The 20,415-nt window shown below is 33.4% G+C and carries 14 protein-coding genes; 10 read left to right on the top strand and 4 right to left on the bottom strand.

Features of this window, described 5'->3' with window-relative positions:
• The 7 genes from ileS (at position 1) to CHB81_RS12485 (ending at position 13,579) form a co-directional block, all read left to right on the top strand.
• The gene (gene ileS / locus CHB81_RS12515; RefSeq protein ID WP_089352200.1) at positions 1–3,402 is read left to right on the top strand and encodes an isoleucine--tRNA ligase; all 3,402 of its coding nucleotides are present in this window, start codon (positions 1–3) and stop codon (positions 3,400–3,402) included.
• Positions 3,403–3,412: 10 nt separating this feature from the next.
• Complete coding sequence (locus CHB81_RS12510) at positions 3,413–3,793, top strand: TraR/DksA C4-type zinc finger protein (protein ID WP_089352199.1); 381 nt, start codon at positions 3,413–3,415, stop codon at positions 3,791–3,793.
• 90 nt (positions 3,794–3,883) lie between these two features.
• Complete coding sequence (locus CHB81_RS12505; protein WP_089352198.1) at positions 3,884–4,483, top strand: lipoprotein signal peptidase; 600 nt, start codon at positions 3,884–3,886, stop codon at positions 4,481–4,483.
• 271 nt (positions 4,484–4,754) lie between these two features.
• Positions 4,755–7,910, top strand: coding sequence for an exodeoxyribonuclease V subunit beta (locus CHB81_RS12500; protein WP_089352197.1), 3,156 nt, complete (start codon positions 4,755–4,757; stop codon positions 7,908–7,910).
• 81 nt (positions 7,911–7,991) lie between these two features.
• Positions 7,992–9,185, top strand: coding sequence for a glycine C-acetyltransferase (gene kbl, locus CHB81_RS12495; protein ID WP_089352196.1), 1,194 nt, complete (start codon positions 7,992–7,994; stop codon positions 9,183–9,185).
• A gap of 113 nt (positions 9,186–9,298) precedes the next feature.
• Positions 9,299–10,750, top strand: a complete 1,452-nt coding sequence (locus CHB81_RS12490; RefSeq protein WP_089352195.1) for an OmpA family protein — start codon at positions 9,299–9,301, stop codon at positions 10,748–10,750.
• 63 nt (positions 10,751–10,813) lie between these two features.
• Positions 10,814–13,579, top strand: a complete 2,766-nt coding sequence (locus CHB81_RS12485) for a PD-(D/E)XK nuclease family protein (RefSeq protein ID WP_089352194.1) — start codon at positions 10,814–10,816, stop codon at positions 13,577–13,579.
• A 506-nt stretch (positions 13,580–14,085) separates the two neighbouring features.
• On the opposite strand, the gene CHB81_RS12480 is transcribed toward CHB81_RS12485, so the two are convergent.
• From CHB81_RS12480 to CHB81_RS12470, 3 genes are all read right to left on the bottom strand, one after another.
• Positions 14,086–14,862, bottom strand: a complete 777-nt coding sequence (locus tag CHB81_RS12480) for an alpha/beta fold hydrolase (RefSeq protein ID WP_089352193.1) — start codon at positions 14,860–14,862, stop codon at positions 14,086–14,088.
• 278 nt (positions 14,863–15,140) lie between these two features.
• Positions 15,141–16,040 carry an alpha/beta fold hydrolase gene (locus CHB81_RS12475; RefSeq protein ID WP_089352192.1) on the bottom strand — a complete coding sequence of 300 codons (900 nt, stop codon included), beginning with the start codon at positions 16,038–16,040 and terminating at the stop codon, positions 15,141–15,143.
• Between the two features lie 7 nt (positions 16,041–16,047).
• Complete coding sequence (locus tag CHB81_RS12470) at positions 16,048–17,340, bottom strand: aminopeptidase P family protein (protein ID WP_089352191.1); 1,293 nt, start codon at positions 17,338–17,340, stop codon at positions 16,048–16,050.
• 464 nt (positions 17,341–17,804) lie between these two features.
• Here CHB81_RS12470 and CHB81_RS12465 point away from each other — a divergent pair, with 464 nt between their 5' ends.
• The gene (locus CHB81_RS12465) at positions 17,805–18,716 is read left to right on the top strand and encodes a hypothetical protein (RefSeq protein WP_132022525.1); all 912 of its coding nucleotides are present in this window, start codon (positions 17,805–17,807) and stop codon (positions 18,714–18,716) included.
• A gap of 74 nt (positions 18,717–18,790) precedes the next feature.
• On the opposite strand, the gene CHB81_RS12460 is transcribed toward CHB81_RS12465, so the two are convergent.
• Entirely contained in the window at positions 18,791–19,201 is a 411-nt protein-coding gene (locus CHB81_RS12460) for a helix-turn-helix domain-containing protein (protein ID WP_089352189.1), read from the bottom strand.
• Between the two features lie 210 nt (positions 19,202–19,411).
• Here CHB81_RS12460 and CHB81_RS12455 point away from each other — a divergent pair, with 210 nt between their 5' ends.
• Together CHB81_RS12455 and CHB81_RS12450 are read left to right on the top strand one after the other, a co-directional pair.
• Entirely contained in the window at positions 19,412–19,933 is a 522-nt protein-coding gene (locus tag CHB81_RS12455) for a hypothetical protein (protein WP_089352188.1), read from the top strand.
• An 11-nt stretch (positions 19,934–19,944) separates the two neighbouring features.
• On the top strand, positions 19,945–20,403 hold the full coding sequence (locus tag CHB81_RS12450; RefSeq protein ID WP_089352187.1) for a GNAT family N-acetyltransferase: 459 nt from the start codon (positions 19,945–19,947) through the stop codon (positions 20,401–20,403).
• The last annotated feature ends 12 nt before the right edge of the window (positions 20,404–20,415 follow it).

The following is a 20,415-nucleotide window of genomic DNA, read 5'->3' as shown; positions in this document are numbered from 1 at the left end:
ATGAGCACAAAATTTACTGAATACAAAGGACTTGACTTGCCAACAGTAGCGTCAGAAGTACTTGATTTTTGGAAGAAAGAAAATATATTTGAAAAGAGTGTAACTACTCGCGAAGGTGCAGAGCCTTTCGTATTTTTTGAAGGTCCGCCTTCAGCAAACGGATTACCGGGAATTCACCACGTGATGGCACGTGCGATTAAAGATATTTTTTGTCGTTACAAAACTCAAAAAGGTTTTCAGGTAAAAAGAAAAGCTGGTTGGGATACTCACGGTTTACCTGTGGAATTAGGAACTGAGAAAGAACTTGGAATTACAAAAGAAGATATTGGTAAAACAATTTCTATTGAAGAATATAACGAAGCGTGTAAAAAAACCGTAATGCGTTATACGGACGTATGGAATGATTTGACCGAAAAAATGGGATATTGGGTAGATATGGAAGATCCATACGTTACTTATAAGCCAAAATATATGGAGTCTGTTTGGTGGCTTTTGAAACAAATCTATGATAAAGGTTTGTTGTACAAAGGATATACGATTCAGCCATATTCTCCAAAAGCAGGAACAGGATTGTCTTCTCACGAAGTAAATCAGCCTGGAGCATATCGTGATGTTACAGATACTACGATTGTAGCACAATTCAAAACTTTGCCGGAAACATTGCCAAGCTTTTTACAAGGTTTTGGAGATATTCACATTCTTGCCTGGACGACAACTCCTTGGACATTGCCATCAAATACTGCTTTGACAGTTGGACCTAAAATCGATTACGTTTTAGTAAAAACTTTCAATCAGTATACTTTTGAGCCAATAAATGTTGTTTTGGCTAAAAATTTAGTTGGAAAACAATTCGGGAAAGGATTTTTCGCAAGCGAAGATGATGCTGATTTTAACAAAGTAAAAAATGGCGACAAACAACTTCCGTATAAAATTTTAGCAGAAGCAAAAGGTGCTGATTTAGTAGAAATTCGTTACGAGCAATTATTACCGTACGTATTGCCTTATCAAAATGCTGAAAATGCATTTAGAGTAATTGCCGGAGATTTTGTTACTACCGAAGATGGAACCGGAGTTGTGCACACTGCTCCGACTTTTGGTGCTGATGATGCTAAAGTTGCAAAAGAAGCTAAGCCGGAAGTACCGCCAATGTTGGTTCTGGACGAAAACGGAACAGCAGTTCCTTTAGTAGATTTACAAGGAAAATTCACTTCACATTTAGGAGATCTTGCCGGTAAATATGTGAAAAATGAGTATTATGATGCAGGTCAGGCGCCAGAGCGTTCTGTAGATGTTGAAATTGCTATTCGATTAAAAGAAGAAAATAAAGCCTTTAAGGTTGAAAAATATGTACATAGTTATCCACATAGCTGGAGAACTGATGAACCGTTATTATATTATCCCCTAGACTCTTGGTTTATTAAAGTAACCGATGTAAAAGATAGAATGTTCGATCTGAACGAAACTATCAATTGGAAGCCTAAGTCTACTGGTGAAGGACGTTTTGGAAATTGGTTGAAAAATGCCAACGACTGGAACTTATCTCGTTCTAGATATTGGGGTATTCCGTTGCCAATTTGGAGAACAGAAGATAAAAAAGAAGAAGTTCTTATTGGTTCTGTTGAAGAATTGTACAATGCGATCGAAAAATCTATCGAAGCAGGTTTTCAAAAAGAAAATCCGTTTAAAGGATTTGAAATCGGAAATATGTCTGAATCTAATTATGATTTAATTGATTTACATAAAAATGTAGTCGATCAAATAACTTTAGTTTCGGCTTCAGGCCAACCAATGAAACGCGAAAGTGATTTAATTGATGTTTGGTTTGATTCAGGAGCAATGCCTTACGCCCAATGGCATTATCCTTTTGAGAATAAAGATAAAATCGACGAGAATAAAGATTTTCCTGCAAATTTCATTGCAGAGGGTGTCGATCAGACTCGTGGATGGTTTTATACGTTGCACGCAATCGGAACTTTGGTTTTTGATAAAGTAGCGTACAAAAATGTAGTTTCGAATGGTTTGGTTCTGGATAAAAACGGACAAAAAATGTCGAAACGTTTAGGTAATGCAACAGATCCTTTTGAAACAATAAAAGAATACGGTCCTGATGCCACACGTTGGTACATGATTTCAAACGCAAATCCTTGGGATAACTTGAAGTTTGATATTGAAGGAATAGCTGAGGTTCGTCGTAAATTCTTCGGAACGCTTTATAATACTTATTCATTCTTCTCGTTATATGCCAATATTGATGGTTTTAAATACGCTGAAGCGGAAATTCCGTTAAACGAAAGACCAGAGATTGATCAATGGATCATGTCTGAATTACATACGTTAATAAAATTTGTTGATGAATGTTATCAGGATTATGAGCCTACGAAAGCAGCAAGGGCTATTTCTGACTTTGTTCAGGAGAATTTGAGTAACTGGTACGTTCGTTTATGTCGTCGTCGCTTCTGGAAAGGAGAATACGCACATGATAAAATTGCAGCTTATCAAACGCTTTATACTTGTTTATTGACAATAAGTAAATTAAGCGCTCCGATCGCTCCTTTTTTCATGGATAAATTGTATCGCGATTTAACGATTTCGACACAAACCGAGCAATATAGCAGTGTTCACTTGGCTGAGTTTCCAAAATTTGTCGAAAACTTTGTTAATAAAACGTTAGAAAGCAAAATGCAGAAAGCGCAAACCATCTCATCTTTGGTTTTATCGCTTCGTAAAAAGGAAATGATTAAAGTGCGTCAGCCATTGCAAAAGGTAATGATTCCGGTACTTGACGAAAATCAGAGAGCTGAAATTGAAGCTATTTCTGAGCTTGTAAAAGCAGAAGTAAACGTTAAAGAAATCATACTTCTAGACGACGATTCTGGTATCTTGGTGAAACAAATTAAGCCTAATTTTAAAGCATTAGGACCGCGTTTCGGAAAAGATATGGGCTTGATTTCCAAAGAAATACAATCTTTTTCTGCAGATCAGATCAACCAGTTAGACAAGCAAGGGACGTTAGATATTGTTATTGCTGGAAATAATGTAACTTTATCATTAGAAGATGTCGAAATAACATCGCAGGATATTGAAGGTTGGTTGGTTGCAAATTCAAACGGAATTACAGTTGCGCTTGATATTACAATCTCTGAAGAATTGAAAAACGAAGGTATCGCAAGAGAATTAGTAAACAGAATTCAAAATATCCGTAAAGATTCTGGATTTGAAGTTACTGATAAAATTAAAGTTCAAATAAAACGAAGCGGTATCTTAGAAGAAGCGATTCTCAAAAATGAAGACTATATTAAGTCTGAGACATTAACAGAAGATTTAATTTTTGTTGACGCATTAGAAAACGGCACAGAAATTGAATTTGATGATATTAAAACAATGATATTAATTTCAAAATAAAATATATACCATGATAGATGAAATTACAAGATACTCTGATGCTGACTTAGCAGAGTTCAAAGAAATAATTCAAGTTAAAATACAAAAAGCACAAGCCGATCTGGATTTAATAAAAAGTGCTTACATGAACGATTTGAATAACGGAACAGATGATACTTCTCCAACTTTTAAAGCATTTGAAGAAGGAAGCGAAACAATGTCTAAAGAAGCTAACTCACAGTTGGCAATCAGACAAGAGAAGTTTATACGCGATTTGAAAAATGCTCTATTCCGTGTTGAAAACAAAACGTATGGTATTTGCAAAGTAACAGGTAAATTAATTGGCAAAGAAAGGCTTAAAATTGTTCCTCATGCTACAATGAGTATCGAAGCTAAAAACTTGCAACGATAATATATTATTGTTACAAAATATTTAACGCTCCTTAGGGAGCGTTTTTTTTGATTAAATTGTTACTTTTGCCGCATCAAAAAAAATTATAAAATGACATTACGAAACGCGTATTTCCTGATATTCTTAGTTTTAATTGTTGATCAACTTTCGAAAATCTATGTAAAAACAAACTTTGTTTTAGGTGAAGAAGTTGTTATTGCTGACTGGTTTAGAATTCATTTTATTGAAAATGAAGGAATGGCTTGGGGAACAAAGATTCCCGGAGAGTATGGAAAATTGATTTTGACCGTTTTTAGAATCTTTGCTGTTTTTGGAATTGGATATTGGTTATCTGATACTATAAAAAAGCGTCATTCTACTTATTTAATAGTTGCGATTGCATTAATCTTTGCAGGCGCGGCAGGAAATATTATAGATTCAGTATTTTACGGAGTAATTTTCGATGACAGCACACATAACCTGGCGACACTTTTTTCGCCAACTCCATACGGATCATGGTTTCATGGTTTAGTAGTAGATATGTTTTATTTTCCTATTTGGGAAGGGAACCTGCCAACATGGTTGCCAGTTTTTGGAGGTAAACATTTTGCATTCTTTAATGCTATTTTTAATGTTGCTGATATGGCGATTTCAACAGGAGTTGGAATCTTATTAGTGTTCAATAAAAGAGCATTCCCAAAAACAGCATAAATTAAAAAACTCCAAAAAATAAATTCCAAATTCCAATATCTGTAGCAATGAACGCTTCAAATATTGGAATTTGGAATTTTATATTATTTAGGATTTGCATTTACTGCACGCAGATATTAGAATTTAGCATTTACCGCACATAGAAATTGGAATTTGGAGTTTTATTATTGGGATTTACCATTTACTGCACGCAGATACTCGGATTTGGAATTTTACATAATTGGGATTTAATATTTATTGTGTTATTTTTACCGTACGAAAAACCAAACTTATGCAAAGTCCGTCTTTCTCTATATATGATGCATCGGCAGGCTCAGGAAAAACCTATACTTTGGTTAAAGAATATCTAAAAATTATTCTTTCTTCTCCAAGAAACGATGCGTATCGAAATATTCTGGCAATAACCTTCACTAATAAAGCGGTTCATGAAATGAAAAGCCGTATTGTTGGGAGTCTGTCTGAATTTGCAAAAGAAGAATCTTCTGCAAAAGCGGTCGATTTAATGGAGGATTTGTCTCATGATACAGGACTTTCTGTAATTAAGATCAAAACAAAATCTCAAAGTATCATCAAGCATCTTATTCATAATTATGCTGCTTTTGATATTTCTACAATCGATAAATTTACACACAAAGTAATTCGTGCTTTTGCTCACGATCTAAATTTGCCAATGACTTTTGAAGTTACATTGGATACAGAAAATTTATTGATAGAAGCCGTTGATGCAATTATTGCTCAGGCGGGACAAGATGAAACTTTGACAAAATTGCTGATCGATTTCACAATGGAGAAAACTGACGATGATAAAAGTTGGGATGTTTCGCGTGAGATTCTGGAAACAGGGAGATTGGTTTTGAATGAAAATAATCGAAATGAGATTTTGCATTTTCAAGACAAATCGATTGAAGAGTTTGTTGAGATAAAAAAGAAAATGCTGATTCTGTGTAAAGATTTGGAATCTGAAAATGAAAATTTTGCAATAGAAGCACTTTCTTTAATTGATAAAAATGGTATCGACTTAAAATCTTTCTCCAGGGGAACTTTTCCAAATCACTTAGAAAGTATTCGTGATGGGAAATTTAATCCTCGAAATAAAACCTTTCATGAATTTGATGATATTGCGATTAATAAAACGGCAAAAGACAAGGCTTTAATCGAAAACATAATTCCGGAATTGCTTCAAAATCTGGAGGTAATCTATAAAAATTTTGAAAAAAGAGATTTTTATAAAGCCTTTCTGAAAAATATAACGCCGCTTTCACTCCTTAATACAGTGAGTAATGAGTTGGCTAAAATTCAATCAGAACAAAATGTTTTATCCATATCTGAATTTAATGCGATCATTCATCGTGAAATTCAGAATCAGCCGGCACCTTTTATCTATGAACGACTAGGTGAAAAATATCGTCATTTTTTTATCGATGAGTTTCAGGATACCTCAGAAATGCAATGGCAAAACCTGATTCCTTTGATACATAATTCTCTTTCTGGGGAAGATGATTTTGGGAACAAAGGGACTTTGATGATAGTTGGAGATCCTAAGCAATCTATTTATCGCTGGAGAGGAGGTAAGGCTGAGCAGTTTATCGAATTAGGAAAGGAGGAATCTTCTTTTTTTAATCATGAAAAAATAGTTAGACATTTAGATACAAATTATCGAAGTTATAGTGAGGTTATTGATTTTAATAATGCTTTCTTTAAATTGATCTCAGCAGAATTTTCAAATGAAGATTATAAAGATTTATATGAAAATCATAGTTTCCAGAATTCAAATTCAAAAAAAGGCGGTTATGTCAATATTTCTTTTCTTCCAATAATTGAAAAAAGTGATGTCGATGAAGAAGAAGTTATAGAGAAGTCAGATTTGTATGTTCTGGCAACTTTAAATACAATTCAAAAAGTAGTTCGTGAAGGTTTTGAGTATAAAGATATCGTGATTTTGACTCGAAAAAGAGATCAGGGAATTGCGATAGCTAATTATTTGACAGAGCAGAATATTCCGCTTTTGTCTTCGGAAACCCTGATGATTCAAAATGCGACAGAAGTTCGGTTAATTGTTTATTTATTGAAGTATCTAAATAATAGTGCCGATTTAGAATCGAAAGCTAATTTTTTGCATTTTCTGGCAACTCACAAAGAAACAAATATGCCAATCCATGACTTTATTGCAATGGGAATGTCAAAAAGGTTTGAAGCTGATTTTGAAAAATGGCTTTTGACATTTGATGTTTCACTTTCTTTTGAAAATGTTCGTAAAAAATCACTCTACGAAGCGGTTGAAATTATCATTTCGAAGTTCGTGCTTCCGGCAGAAGGTAATGCATATATTCAATTTTTTCTGGATATTGTTTTAGAAAGAGATATTAGGAATCAGGCAGGAATAGCTGATTTTTTATATTTTTGGGATAAAAACGGTGAGCGATTTAGTATTCCGTCACCCGAAGGAAACAATGCTGTTCGAATTATGACAATTCATAAATCGAAAGGTTTGGAGTTTCCTGTGGTTATTATGCCTTTTGCAGAAGAAGATTATAATAGAAAACCAAAAGATAAATTATGGCTTGATACTGAAGATGCTAATTTAGATATTCCAAAGGCTTTAATTGATAATAGTAGTGCCGTTGAAGGTTTTGGAGAAAGCGCTTCGGTAGTTTTTAATTTGAAAAAGCAAGAAGAGTTATTGGATAATATTAATGTTTTGTATGTTGCGTTAACTCGTGCTGAAGAACAGTTGTATGTGATTTCTCAATCCTTAAAAGAAAGAAAGGATGGAGAGTTTCCTAATAATATGGCTTCCTTCTTTATTAAATATTTAATGAGTGAGGGAGTTTATGATTCTGAAAGATTGGAATATGATTTTGGAAATAAAACCAGGCTTTCAATGCGGGGTAAAACTGTAGATTTAGTAAAACCGATTCCTGTTGTTTCGGATGTTTTGAATCCAAAGAACATAAAAATTGCCCAGAGAGAGGCTTTAATGTGGGGAACACATCAGCAGGAAGCGATATCTTATGGAAATGTTGTGCATGAAATATTGGCTTTTGTCAAAGATAAATCAGATGTTGATTTGGCGGTTACAAAAGCACTTGAGAATGGTTTGGTTAAAGTTGATCAGGTTGATCAGGTTTTACAAACGTTGAAAGAAATTGTAAATCATGCTGAATTGAGTCTTTGTTTTGATGGGAGTTATTCCATTTTAAATGAGCAGACAATAGTTCAAAAGGAAGGCAAGATTTTAAAACCGGACCGAATTGTTTTAACAAAGGATAATGAGGCTTATCTTTTAGATTATAAAACCGGAGCGGCTAATTCGAAATATACACAGCAGCTTCAGGAATATCAGGACGCAATTGAAGATTTGGGTTACAAAGTGTTAAAAAAGGCTTTAGTGTATATAGGAACAGAAATCGATGTAGTAAATTTGTGAAAAAATTAATCAGATGTTAAAGGATTAACGTAGCTTAAGTTTTGCTAAGTAGTTAATTTTTAACGTTTTAAATATGTAAAAATGTACGGTAAAATTAAAGAGTATTTGCAAAGTGAGTTGCAAACTATTGAAGAAAATGGAATTTTTAAAAAAGAACGTATTATAACATCTGCACAAGATGCTGAAATTACGATTTCTACAGGAGAAAAGGTTTTGAACTTTTGTGCTAATAATTATTTAGGGCTTTCTTCTCATCCGGAAGTGATTCAGGCAGCTAAAGATGCTATGGATACACATGGTTTCGGAATGTCATCAGTTCGTTTTATTTGTGGGACGCAGGATATTCATAAAACTCTGGAGAAAAAGATTTCCAATTTTTATGGTACAGAAGATACTATTCTTTATGCAGCGGCTTTTGATGCAAATGGTGGGGTTTTTGAACCTTTATTAGGAGAGAACGATGCTATTATTTCAGACAGTTTAAATCATGCATCTATTATAGATGGTGTTCGCTTGTGTAAAGCGGCTCGTTACCGTTATGAAAACAGCAACATGGAAGACCTGGAACAACAGCTGATTAAAGCTAATGAAGCCGGAGTGCGTTTTAAATTAATTGTTACAGATGGAGTTTTCTCTATGGATGGTCTTGTGGCGCCTTTAGATAAAATTTGTGATTTGGCAGATAAATATGATGCAATGGTTATGGTTGACGAATGTCACGCTGCTGGATTTATAGGTGCTACCGGTAAAGGTACGCTTGAAGCAAAAGGTGTCATGGGAAGAGTTGATATTATAACAGGAACTCTTGGTAAGGCTTTGGGCGGTGCAATGGGAGGTTATACAACTGCAAAAAAAGAAATTATCGAATTGTTACGCCAACGCTCAAGGCCGTATTTGTTTTCGAATTCATTGGCGCCGGCAATTGTTGGAGCTTCTATTAAGGTATTTGAACTTTTAGAAAAAGATACTACATTAAGAGATAGATTAGAGTGGAATACCAACTACTTTAAGGAAGGGATGAAAAAAGCCGGATTTGATATTATTGATGGTGACTCGGCAATTGTTCCGGTTATGTTATATGATGCAAAATTGTCACAAACGATGGCGAACGAACTTTTGAAACAAGGAATTTATGTTATTGGTTTCTTTTTTCCGGTTGTTCCAAAAGAAAAGGCAAGAATCAGAGTTCAGTTGTCTGCAGCGCATACAAAAGAACATTTAGACAAGGCTATAAACGCCTTTGTATCAGTGGGACAAATGTTAAAAGTTATATAATTCCCACTTTGGTGGAATTTTTGTAGGTTTTTTTTAACATTTCATTTTGTATTTAAAAAATTTGGTGTTACTTTTGCTTGTAATTAACTAAATTGTAATTAAAAAAATTAAGTATGAAACATCTTAACAAACTTTTAGTTGCTGTGATGATGGTGATGGGTTTAAGTTCTCACGCACAAGACAGTAACAATCCATGGGCTATCTCATTTGGAGTTAATGCAGTTGATACAAGAACCAGTTCTGGTGCAGGACACGGTTTCTTTGATCAACACTTTTCTCAGCCATTCGCTGTAAAAGACAACTGGAATATCTTACCTTCTCTATCTTACATTGGTGTAAATAGATATGTTGGACATGGTTTTTCTGTTGGTTTACAAGGATCTGTAAACAAAATTGATAAATTGGTTACTTTTTCTCCAACTGCTCCAGGGCATGACAACAGAGGTAATGTTGTATCTAATCCAGGAGATTTGATGTATTATGGTATTGATGCTACTGTAAAGTATAGCTTCCAGGAATTAATCAAATCTAAAGTAATTGATCCTTCGTTATCTGTTGGTGGAGGTTATACTTTCTTTGGAGATAACAGTTTTGGAACTGTTAACCCAGGTGCTGGTATTACTTTCTGGTTTACAGACGCTATTGGTCTTGAACTTGCAACAAAATACAAATGGGCTGTAGCTGCTAATGAAGATAAACCGCTTGACAGATCTGTTTTTCAACACACTGCAGGTTTAGTTTTCAAATTCGGAGGTAAAGATACTGACGGAGACGGAATCTACGATAAAGATGATGCTTGTCCAGATGTTGCTGGTTTAAAACAATTCAACGGATGTCCTGATACTGACGGAGACGGAATCGTTGACGCTAGTGATGCTTGTCCAGATGTATTTGGTTTAGCTGCATTAAACGGATGTCCTGATACTGACGGAGACGGAATTGCTGATAAAGATGATGCTTGTCCAGATGTTGCTGGTTTAGCTGCTTTAAAAGGTTGTCCTGATACTGACGGTGATGGTATCGCTGACAAAGATGACAAATGTCCTACAGTTGCTGGTCCTAAAGAAAATGGTGGTTGTCCTTTCTTAGACGCTGACAAAGATGGTGTTGCTGATAAAGATGATGATTGTCCTACAGTTTACGGTCCTGCTTCTAACAGAGGTTGTCCTGAAGTAACTACTGAAGCTTTAGAAGATCTTAAAGTTCAAGCAAGAGCAGTTTACTTTAATTCAGGTAAAGCTACTTTCAAAACAGGAGACAAAGAAACTCCAGCTAGATTAGATGCAATTAAAGAAATCCTTAAAAACTATCCAAACGCGAAATTCTCTATTGAAGGACACACTGATAGTACAGGTTCTGCTAAATTGAATCAAAAACTTTCTGAAGACAGAGCTGCTGCTGTAATGAATGCATTAATTGAAAGAGGAGTTAATCCAGAGAACTTAGTTTCTAAAGGATTTGGTTCTTCTCAACCAATTGGAAGCAACAAAACTGCTGCTGGTAAAGCACAAAACAGAAGAACAGAAATTAGACACATTGGTTCTAAATACCAAGGTAAAATCTAATTTACTTTCTAAATAAATACTAAAAGCCATTCTTAATTGAATGGCTTTTTTTATTTTTATCAAATGATAAATATTACTTTTCTCGAAAAAATTGCTGCTGTCGTAATCCAGGATTATTCGGCTAAACTTGCTGATACAACGATTATTTTACCAAATAAAAGAGCTAAAGTTTTTTTGATAGAAGCATTGAAAAATGAAACTAAAAAAACAATTCTGGCACCTGAAATTGTCAGCATTGAAGATTTTGTGCAGGATGTAGCATCAATTAGATCCGTAGATTCGATTGAACTTCTGTTTGAGTTCTATGAAGTTTATTTATCCGTTACAGAAAAACAGCATCAACAGTCATTTGAATTGTTTGCAAATTGGGCCAAAACTCTTTTGCAGGATTTTAATGAGATTGATCGTTATCTTTTAGAGCCTTCACATGTTTTGTCTTATTTGAAAGATATAGAAGATATTAAAAAGTGGGGTATTGAAGTCGAAGATAAAACCAAGCTTTTGGAAAATTACATAGACTTCTGGAAACTTTTGCCTTTGTATTATGATTCACTGTATAATCATTTGCTGAATAAAGCAATTGGGTATCAAGGTTTAATTTATAGAGAAGCTGTAAATAACTTGAATCATTTTTCGAATACTGTTTCAAACAGGACTTTTATTTTTGCTGGATTTAATGCTTTAAATGCGGCTGAAGAAAGAATTGTGCAGCATTTGTTGGCTTTGGACCTGGCAAAGATTTATTGGGATGTAGATCAAACTTTTCTAAATGATCCTTATCATGATGCGGGGCTTTTTGTTCGTGGTTTTAAAGAAAGCTGGAAGCACTATAAGTCAAATCCGTTTGAGTGGATTGTAGATGATTTTTCGCAATCTAAGAATATTCAGGTTATAGGAACGCCAAAAACCATTGGTCAGGCAAAACTGGCGGGAAGTATTATTGAAAATATAATTAATAATGATCCATCAACATCTTTAGATAAAGTTGCAATTGTTCTTGGAGAGGAAAATTTATTGATGCCAATTTTATATTCATTACCGGCTTCGGTTGGAGCGTTGAATATAACAATGGGATATTCAGGAAAAAATAATCCATCGCAAATATTGATTGCAAAATTATTTAAGATGCATACTAATGCGCTTTCTCGTAAAGGCGATAGCTATGTTTTTTATTATAAAGATGTTTTGGATATTTTGACACATCCTTTGATAGAGCCTTATGCAAATGCAAGTAATTTGGTAAAGATCATCAAAGAGAATAACTACACATTTATTACACATAATCGAATTCTTGAACTCAATTCAAGTCCTTCGACTTTGTTTGGTTTATTATTCCTAAAGTGGGAGAATGGATCGATGGCAGTTTTAGAAAATATTTCGACTCTTTTACTTTTGATAAAGGAAAATTTCAGCAATGATAATGAAGAAGAGAAAATTGCCAAAGCTTTTGTTTTTTCAGTTTTCAAAGTTATCAATAAGCTAATTAATTATTATTCTCAGCATCATTATATTGATAACATTGATACACTGCATGCGATTTACAAACAGATTATTGATGTGGCCGAAGTTTCGTTTGAAGGAGAGCCTTTGCATGGATTGCAGATTATGGGAGTTTTGGAGAGTCGTGTCCTCGATTTTGATACCGTTATTGTTACTTCAATGAATGAAGGGAAATTTCCAGCAGGAAAATCTCAAAATTCATTTATTCCTTATGATGTGAAACGTGAATTAGATCTGCCAACTTTCAAAGAAAAAGATGCTATTTATACCTATCACTTTTATCATTTATTGCAAAGAGCTAAGAACATTTATTTGATTTATAATACTGAAAATGATGGATTGGATGCTGGTGAACGAAGTCGTTTTATAACGCAGCTTGAAGTTGAAAAGCAAAAAAAGCATAACCTTACTTTTGATATTTACAATCCGGTTTTGCCAACAATGGCATACCAGCCTATGGTAATTCCGAAATCAGAGGCGGTGATGGAACGGTTGAAAGAAATTGCTGTTGCCGGTTTTTCACCTTCTGCATTAACCAGTTATATTAGAAATCCGATTGATTTTTATTTTCAAAAGATACTTCGAATTCGTGAGGTTGAAGAGGTTGAAGAAAACATCGCTTTAAACACTTTAGGAACTATAATTCACGAGACTTTAAAAGCTTTATATGATCCTTTTGTTGGTAAATTTATTTCAGAAACTGATATTTCAAATTGTTTTAAATTATTGGAAGATGAGGTTTTGAAACAGTTTAAATTAGTTTACAAAGAAGGAGAAATTAAGAAAGGGCGTAATCTTCTGGCATTTGAAGTTGCAAAACGAAACATTTCCAATTTCTTAAAAATGGAATTGGAAGAAATAAAGAATGGAGCTGCAATTCAAATTATAGCTTTAGAAAAAACTTTTGAAAGAGAATTAAGTCACCCAAGTTTGCCATTTCCGGTTCTTATAAAAGGAAATGTTGATAGAATTGAGTTGCGCAACGGAAAAATAAGAATTATTGATTATAAGACCGGAAAAGTCGAAAAGACAAACGTTATCTTGAAATCATGGATCGGATTAACTCAAGAGCTTAAAAATGATAAAATAATTCAGGTTTTGGCGTATGCTTTTATGTTTGAAAAAGAAGCGCGAGATATTCCTGTTGAAGTCGGGATTATTTCGTTTAAGAATCTAAAATCTGGTTTTTTACCTTTTGGATTTAAAGAAGAAAAAGAATTGAACATGATAGTTGGGAAAGAAATTTTAGATAATTATCTGGAAGAAATTGCATTATTGTTAAAGGAAATCTTTGATGTAAATACTCCATTTGAAGAAAAAATAGATTAACTGATTCTTTTTTAGAAGGAGAAAAACCGATTTTATAACTGAAGGCTGTCTTATAAACTCAGTTTTTTTATAAAATGCGAAGAAAATAATTTAATTATCCGAATTAGATTGTTATTTTTTTTAGATATACCTTCTTTTTCATTAAGATTTGTTGTGTTATTTTCTTTAATAGGAAAGAAATGTTAAGGTGTAAATAAAAGTGATTCAAGTAGTTATATTTAGCTTTTTAAATTGGGCTATTATGATATTTAAAAATATCTTTGCCGTTCCTTAAAAATCATAAGCAACAATATTTTAATTATATAAAGAAATCAAATACAAATTATAAATAGGTCTGAAGATGGTAAAGATTTTGCTTGTTTGATTATAAGTTCAACAAAAGCGAATCTTGTTTAGCCAAAGTAAAGACATTATTTTAAACTTTAATTTTGCCCCCACAAATGAGAAAAAGGCTGTTTCAAAATTATTTTGAAATGGCCTTTTTTGATTTTAGTATTTTTCTAAATTTATTGAAAAAACTCTAATAGAATAATTTTCAATTCCTCTTTGTTTTCAATATGACTCATGTGTCCATCTTCAAAAGAAACAAGTTCGGCAGTGGTATCTTCTATTTGTGAAAGACTTTCTTCATAGTTTAAAACAGGATCTTTTTTTCCTAAGATTAATAAAACAGGAAAGAGATTTTTGTGTAAAAGCGCTTCTCTGTCTTTCCTGATTTTCATTCCTTCAAGCGAAGCTACAATTCCTTGCAGAGGAGTTTTTAGAGCCTGAACTTTTGCTTTTTCGATTTCATTTGCCAGTCGGGTTCTGTTGTTTTCGCTGAACAAATTGCCAATTGCTAAGCTTACAAAATTCACATAGTTTTGTTTAACGGCTTTAATGGCGCGAGTTCGGTTTAATTTCTTTTCGGCGCTGTCTTCTTTAGAAGTCGAGTTCAGCAAAACTAATTTCTGGATGTTGTTTGGAAATAATTCGGCGAAAGCCAAACCAACATATCCGCCCATAGAATGCCCAAGAATAGTTGCTTTTTCAATTTTTAGATGTTCCAGAACTTCGTGAACAGCATTTGCATTATCTTCCATTGAATGAACATATCCCAAACAATCAGATTCACCGTGACCTAATAAATCAATGGTAATTACACGATGTTTTTCTGAAAACAACTTAACATATTCCTGCCACATTTTTTTGTTTTCCAGAAAGCCATGTAGCAGCACAATTGCAGTTCCTGTGCCTGAATCAGTATAAGAGATTTTTGTGTTTTTATATAGAAGTGTTTTCAAAATGATATTTTATTGTAAAAGTTTGTAGTGGCAACGAAGTTTTTTTGCCACGAATTTCACAAATTTACACGAATCAACTTAACTTTAAAAATCCAATTGCACGAATTTTACTTTAAAAAGTAGATTAGAATAATTACAAGCGTATTAATTCGTGAAAATTTGTGAAATTGCTACGCCTGTTCGCTATTGCTCGGGTCGTGACGAACTTTTTTTCTGTCTTTTACCAATTAAATTAAGTTGCTAAAAAAAACGGCTCTCATTTCTGAAAGCCGTTTGGTTTATGATTTTAAAAAGGAATTTACATCTGCAAAATACTTGTCTTTGGCATCAAGCCATCCATAATGCCTGCAATTTTCGAGCAAAATTAGCTTTGAATTTGGAAAAGTTTTATTTGCCAATTCTCCAATTTGATTGCTAATAACATCTTGTTTTCCCTGAATAATCAGAACAGGATTTTTAAAGGTTTTTAGCTTTTCTTTGCAGTCAAAATTGATTTTCTGCATATCATCCCAAAGTAATCCGTTTATTTTAGAATTTCCCTGCGTAAGTCTTTCTGCAATAATTGGAACATATTTTTTATCGTAAACATATGCCGGCGCCATTGCTCTTCCGCGTGCCAAACGTGCTGCGTGAGAAGTGTCGCCTTTTTCGATTTTATCATTCCAGTAATTCATGGAATCTTTCTCGACTTTAGTCAGGTTTCTTTCAATAAGATTTTCAGTTTTCAGCAAAGTCAAATCGATTCCGCCGGACGATGAAAGAACTAACTTATTGATACTATTTGGATAAATTGTGGCATAATACGAAGCCAGCATTCCTCCAAAAGAATGACCCAGAATATTCCATTTTTTAATATTCAGGTGCTTTCTTAAAGATTCAATATCATCAGCCATTATTTTCATCGAAATGGTTTCTGAATTCAACTCTTTCAATTCCGATTTTCCGGTTCCGCGTTGATCATAAATAATAGTTTCCTGAGTTTCGGCCAATGTTTTAGCCATACTTTCAAAACCATTACTATTCATTCCCGGACCGCCGTTAATAATCAAAAGCGGTTCGCCTTTTCCGAATGTTTTATAATAAGTTTTACTCGAATCATTGTTGGTCGAAAAACCTTCTGTTTGAGCAAAAGTGTTTCCTAAAACCATCAGAAAAGCAAATAGAAAAATCTTTTTCATGCTGAAATTATGAGTTCATTAAACTTTCGATTTCGTCCACTTCAATCGGAATATTACGCATTAGGTTAAAAGGTTCTCCTTTTTCCTGAACCACAACATTATCTTCGAGACGAATTCCAAAACCTTCAGCCGGAATATAAATTCCAGGTTCAACCGTAAAAACCATATTCGCTTTCATAGGTTCGTGAAGCAATCCGTAATCGTGCGTATTTAATCCCAAATGGTGAGAAGTTCCGTGCATGAAATATTTTTTATACGCTGGCCATTCCGGATTTTCGTTCTGAACATCGGCTTTGTCAATTAAACCTAAACCAAGCAATTCCGAAGTCATAACTTTACCAACTTCAATATGATATTGTTTCCAAAGCGTTCCTGGAGTCAACATTTTTGTAGCTTCATTTTTCACTTTCAAAACTGCATTGTAAACTGCTTTTTGTCTTTCAGAGAATTTTCCCGAAACCGGAATTGTTCTCGTCATATCGCTCGAATAATTTGCATATTCTGCCGCAACATCCAATAAAATCAAATCTCCGGCTTTACATTGTTGATTGTTTTCGATATAATGCAAAACATTTGCATTGTTTCCCGAAGCAATAATTGGCGTGTAAGCAAAACCTTTAGAACGGTTACGGATAAATTCGTGAATCAATTCGGCTTCGATTTCATATTCCGTAACATTTGGTTTTACAAACGGCAATAATCTACGGAAACCTTTTTCTGTAATATCACAAGCGTGTTGAAGCAAATCGATTTCTTCGCTTTCTTTTATAGAACGAATGCGTTGCAAAATTGGGTTGCTTTTTGCGACATTATGTGCAGGATAATTTTCTTTCCACCATTTTACAAAACGAGCTTCACGAGTTTCAGTTTCAACAACTGCGCGGTAATGTTCATTAGTGTTAATGTACATTGTGTCTGCATAGGTCATCATTTCGTTCAAGACTTTATGAAAATCCTGGAGCCAATAAACAGTTCTAATTCCTGAAACCTGAAAAGCACGTTCTTTAGTCAGTTTCTCACCTTCCCAAATTGCGATGTGTTCGCTGGTTTCTTTCAGGAAAAGAATTTCTTTTTGGCTTTCATAAGGCGCATCCGGAAACAAAAGCAAGATACTTTCTTCCTGATCAACTCCGCTTAGATAAAAAATATCTCGGTGTTGTTCAAACGGCAAAGTACTGTCAGCACTAATTGGATAAATGTCATTTGAGTTAAAAACGGCAACACTGTTAGGTTTCATTTCTGCCGTGAATTTTCTGCGATTTTTTACAAAAAGAGCGCTGTTTATTTGATGATATTTCATAATAATGTGAGTTTTGAACTTCGAATTTCAAAATTAGTGATTTTTGAAGAAGTAGAACAAAATAGGATTATTAAAGTTTTCTTATTTGTTTTGGTTTTGCCACGAAGACGCTAAGGCACAAAATCTTTGTGACTCAGAACCTTAGAATCTTAATAATGGCGTGTCCCTCTGGGTCGTCCCGAAGCTTCGGGATCGGCTAATTCCCGATTAACAAAAACTACGGCTAAAAAGTCTTGTTTTTCTAAATCGGGAGATACCGCCTCAATCCCTCACGCAAACTTGGTTTTATAAGAAATATTTTTTTTGCAAGATGTGGTTTTCCGTAAAGAAGTTAATTCATAAATAACAACATTTGCATTTAATCTTGAAAATTGTGTTTAATTTACAGATGTTAGATCATTTGTTTGAAATCAAGAGTAACAGTTTTATATAAAAATAAACCAAAAACAATATTGCTTAAAATAATGAAAACAAAATTACTTCGCTTTACAACTTTCTTATTTGTTACTTTTTTAATGATCTCATGTGTTTCAGAAGAAATTTTGAGTACAGAAAATACTGTTTTAGAGTTTAAAATCAATGATCAATATTTGATAACAAATGTCAAAATTGATGAGCAAACAGGAATTATCACCAAACGATTACCTGAATTTATTGATTTTAAAAATTTAAATGTTGATTTAAAAATTTCAGAATCTGCTTCAATTACGCCAGATCCAAAAAATATTAAGGATTATTCTTCTCCCGTAACTTTCATAGTTAAATCTGAATCTGGATTAGAAAAAACGTATCAGGTTAAGTTAGAACATATGGATGTAAATAAGTATGAATCATGCACTGATTCTAATGCTCACAAATGGTTTGGAGGAGATAATAGAACCGATGCCCCAGATATTCTGCCATTTGACAGAAATATTGGGACAGGACAAACCGTGTTGCTAAGTAAGGATTTAGTTCCATCACGTTTTGGTATTCATCTTCAAGAAGGTTTTCATTACGATGAGACGCACACTCCGTATTGGGGAGAGGTGAAAATAAAATTAATTATTAGAGATGAAAATAAAAAAACTATTGCGTCTACAGAAACTAGTGTTTCGGCAAACTTTAGTGGTGGTTTTATTTCTTTTGATTTGCAAAACCAGCATCTTTTATTAGAAGCCGGAAAAAAATATGTTTTTTATTGGTATTTGGTAGATGGTGAATCTTTAGGAATTACGGCAGGTAGTTCTGGAGATACAAGTAACGGTTCTGGATTCTGTTTCCAAACAGGATATTCAGGATATTCTAAAGTTAGAAATAAAACCACTCTCGAAGATTTAAGTGTTTGGTACGAACATCCATGGCACTTTAACATGGAAATAGAAGGAAAAGAATAATAAATTAAGTAGTGATAAAAAAAAACCGAAGCCATAAAACTTCGGTTTTTTTATAAATATATCTTTCGTAGAAATTATTTTTTCTCGCTCAACAGTTTCTCTAAAAAAGCAACTTTCTCTTTTTCAGCTTCAACCAATCTTTCATGAAGTTTTTTATTCTCTTCAAAAGCTTCAAGAAGTTTGTCAAACGGATTGAAAGTACAACCTAAATTAATTGCAGAGGAAGCATTGTCGTTATATGTATTTCCAATAATATTAAAAACAGCGTCTTCAGAAAAGTTTTTTATTACTTCAGGCGTAACGCCCAAAGCTTCGGCAATTGATTTAAGTTTTTCGTCGTCAATGCTTTCGCTTCCTTCAATGGTAGAAATAGTTTGCTGACTTACGCCAATTGCTTGGGCAAGCGCTTCTTGTTTCATATCTCTAAGCTCTCTGATTCGGCTTATGTTTCTCCCGATGTGTCTAGGTTTTGGTGCTGTGCTCATAATTCAAAGATATTTAAAATTCTTTTACATTTTTGGTTTTAGTAGAAAACAAGTCTCGGTTTGTAAGATACATTTTGTAAATTGTTTCCGATATTGTAAAAATATGATTTTTCTTACTTTGTTTTAATGGAATCAATAATCGTAGAAATAATTAAGTAAGAAGTGAAAAAATAAAAAAGCTAATACTATATATTAATTGCCACTTAAAAAATGATTATAGAAAATAGAGATTTAAAAATTATTATTCCATTTTTAGTTCTTTTAGTTATTGGATTATACGGGATGTATAGTGTTGATTATATTTCCGTGAATCTAACTTTCGAATTTGTAAAGAAATATCTTCTAATTCCGTTATTTCTGTTTTCTTTATTTTACGCTTATTGTGGAACTTTTCGCTCTGACAAAAAAGCTGCACTTTGGAAAAATATATTAGTTTTTATTATTCTTGCAATGAGCATTGGAATGGTAACTTTTGTTGCTCTTCAAGGACTTTCGATGATTGTAAATAAAGAATTTGGAACGCAACATAAGTATAACTTATCTGGTGAAATAATTAAACTCAATTATCCGGAAAATAAAAAGATAGGGAATAAGTATAGTATCTACATTAAAAGAGATGTTGAAAATGATACAATTGAATTAAACGTTCCTACGAATAAATATCGTGTAGGACAAAAAATAAATAAAGAAATGAAGATTGGCTCGCTAAAATTTATTTATTCTGATAAATAATTGTTTCTAAAATGACCATACTAAAAGCAAGCCCAAGCGATCACGAAATCTTAACCGAAATAACCAAAAAGTCAAAAGCATATTGGGGATATTCAAACGAGCAAATCGAAAATTGGTCACAATTCTTAACCGTTTCAAAAGAATATATCGAAACTAATTCGGTCTACAATTTAATTGTTGACCATCAGATTATTGGATATTATTCCTTCTTCCACGAAAGTGAAAATACTATTAAACTGGATAATTTGTTTGTCTTGCCTGATTTTATTGGCAAAGGATTCGGCAAAGTATTAATGAATGATTTTCTAATTCGTTTACAAGATATTCAAGCTGAGAAAGTAGTTCTCAATTCTGAACCAAACGCTGAGAATTTTTATTCAAAATTCGGATTTGTAAAAGTGGGTCAAATAGAAACCTCTATCAAAGATCGATATTTGCCAATAATGGAGTTATTAATAGAAAAAGCATAAAACCGATAGTTT

This window comes from Flavobacterium sp. ov086 (genome assembly GCF_900187965.1).
Lineage (GTDB): Bacteria > Bacteroidota > Bacteroidia > Flavobacteriales > Flavobacteriaceae > Flavobacterium.
Note: the sequence above shows the minus strand (reverse complement) of the source record. Positions and strands in the feature narration are given on the sequence as shown.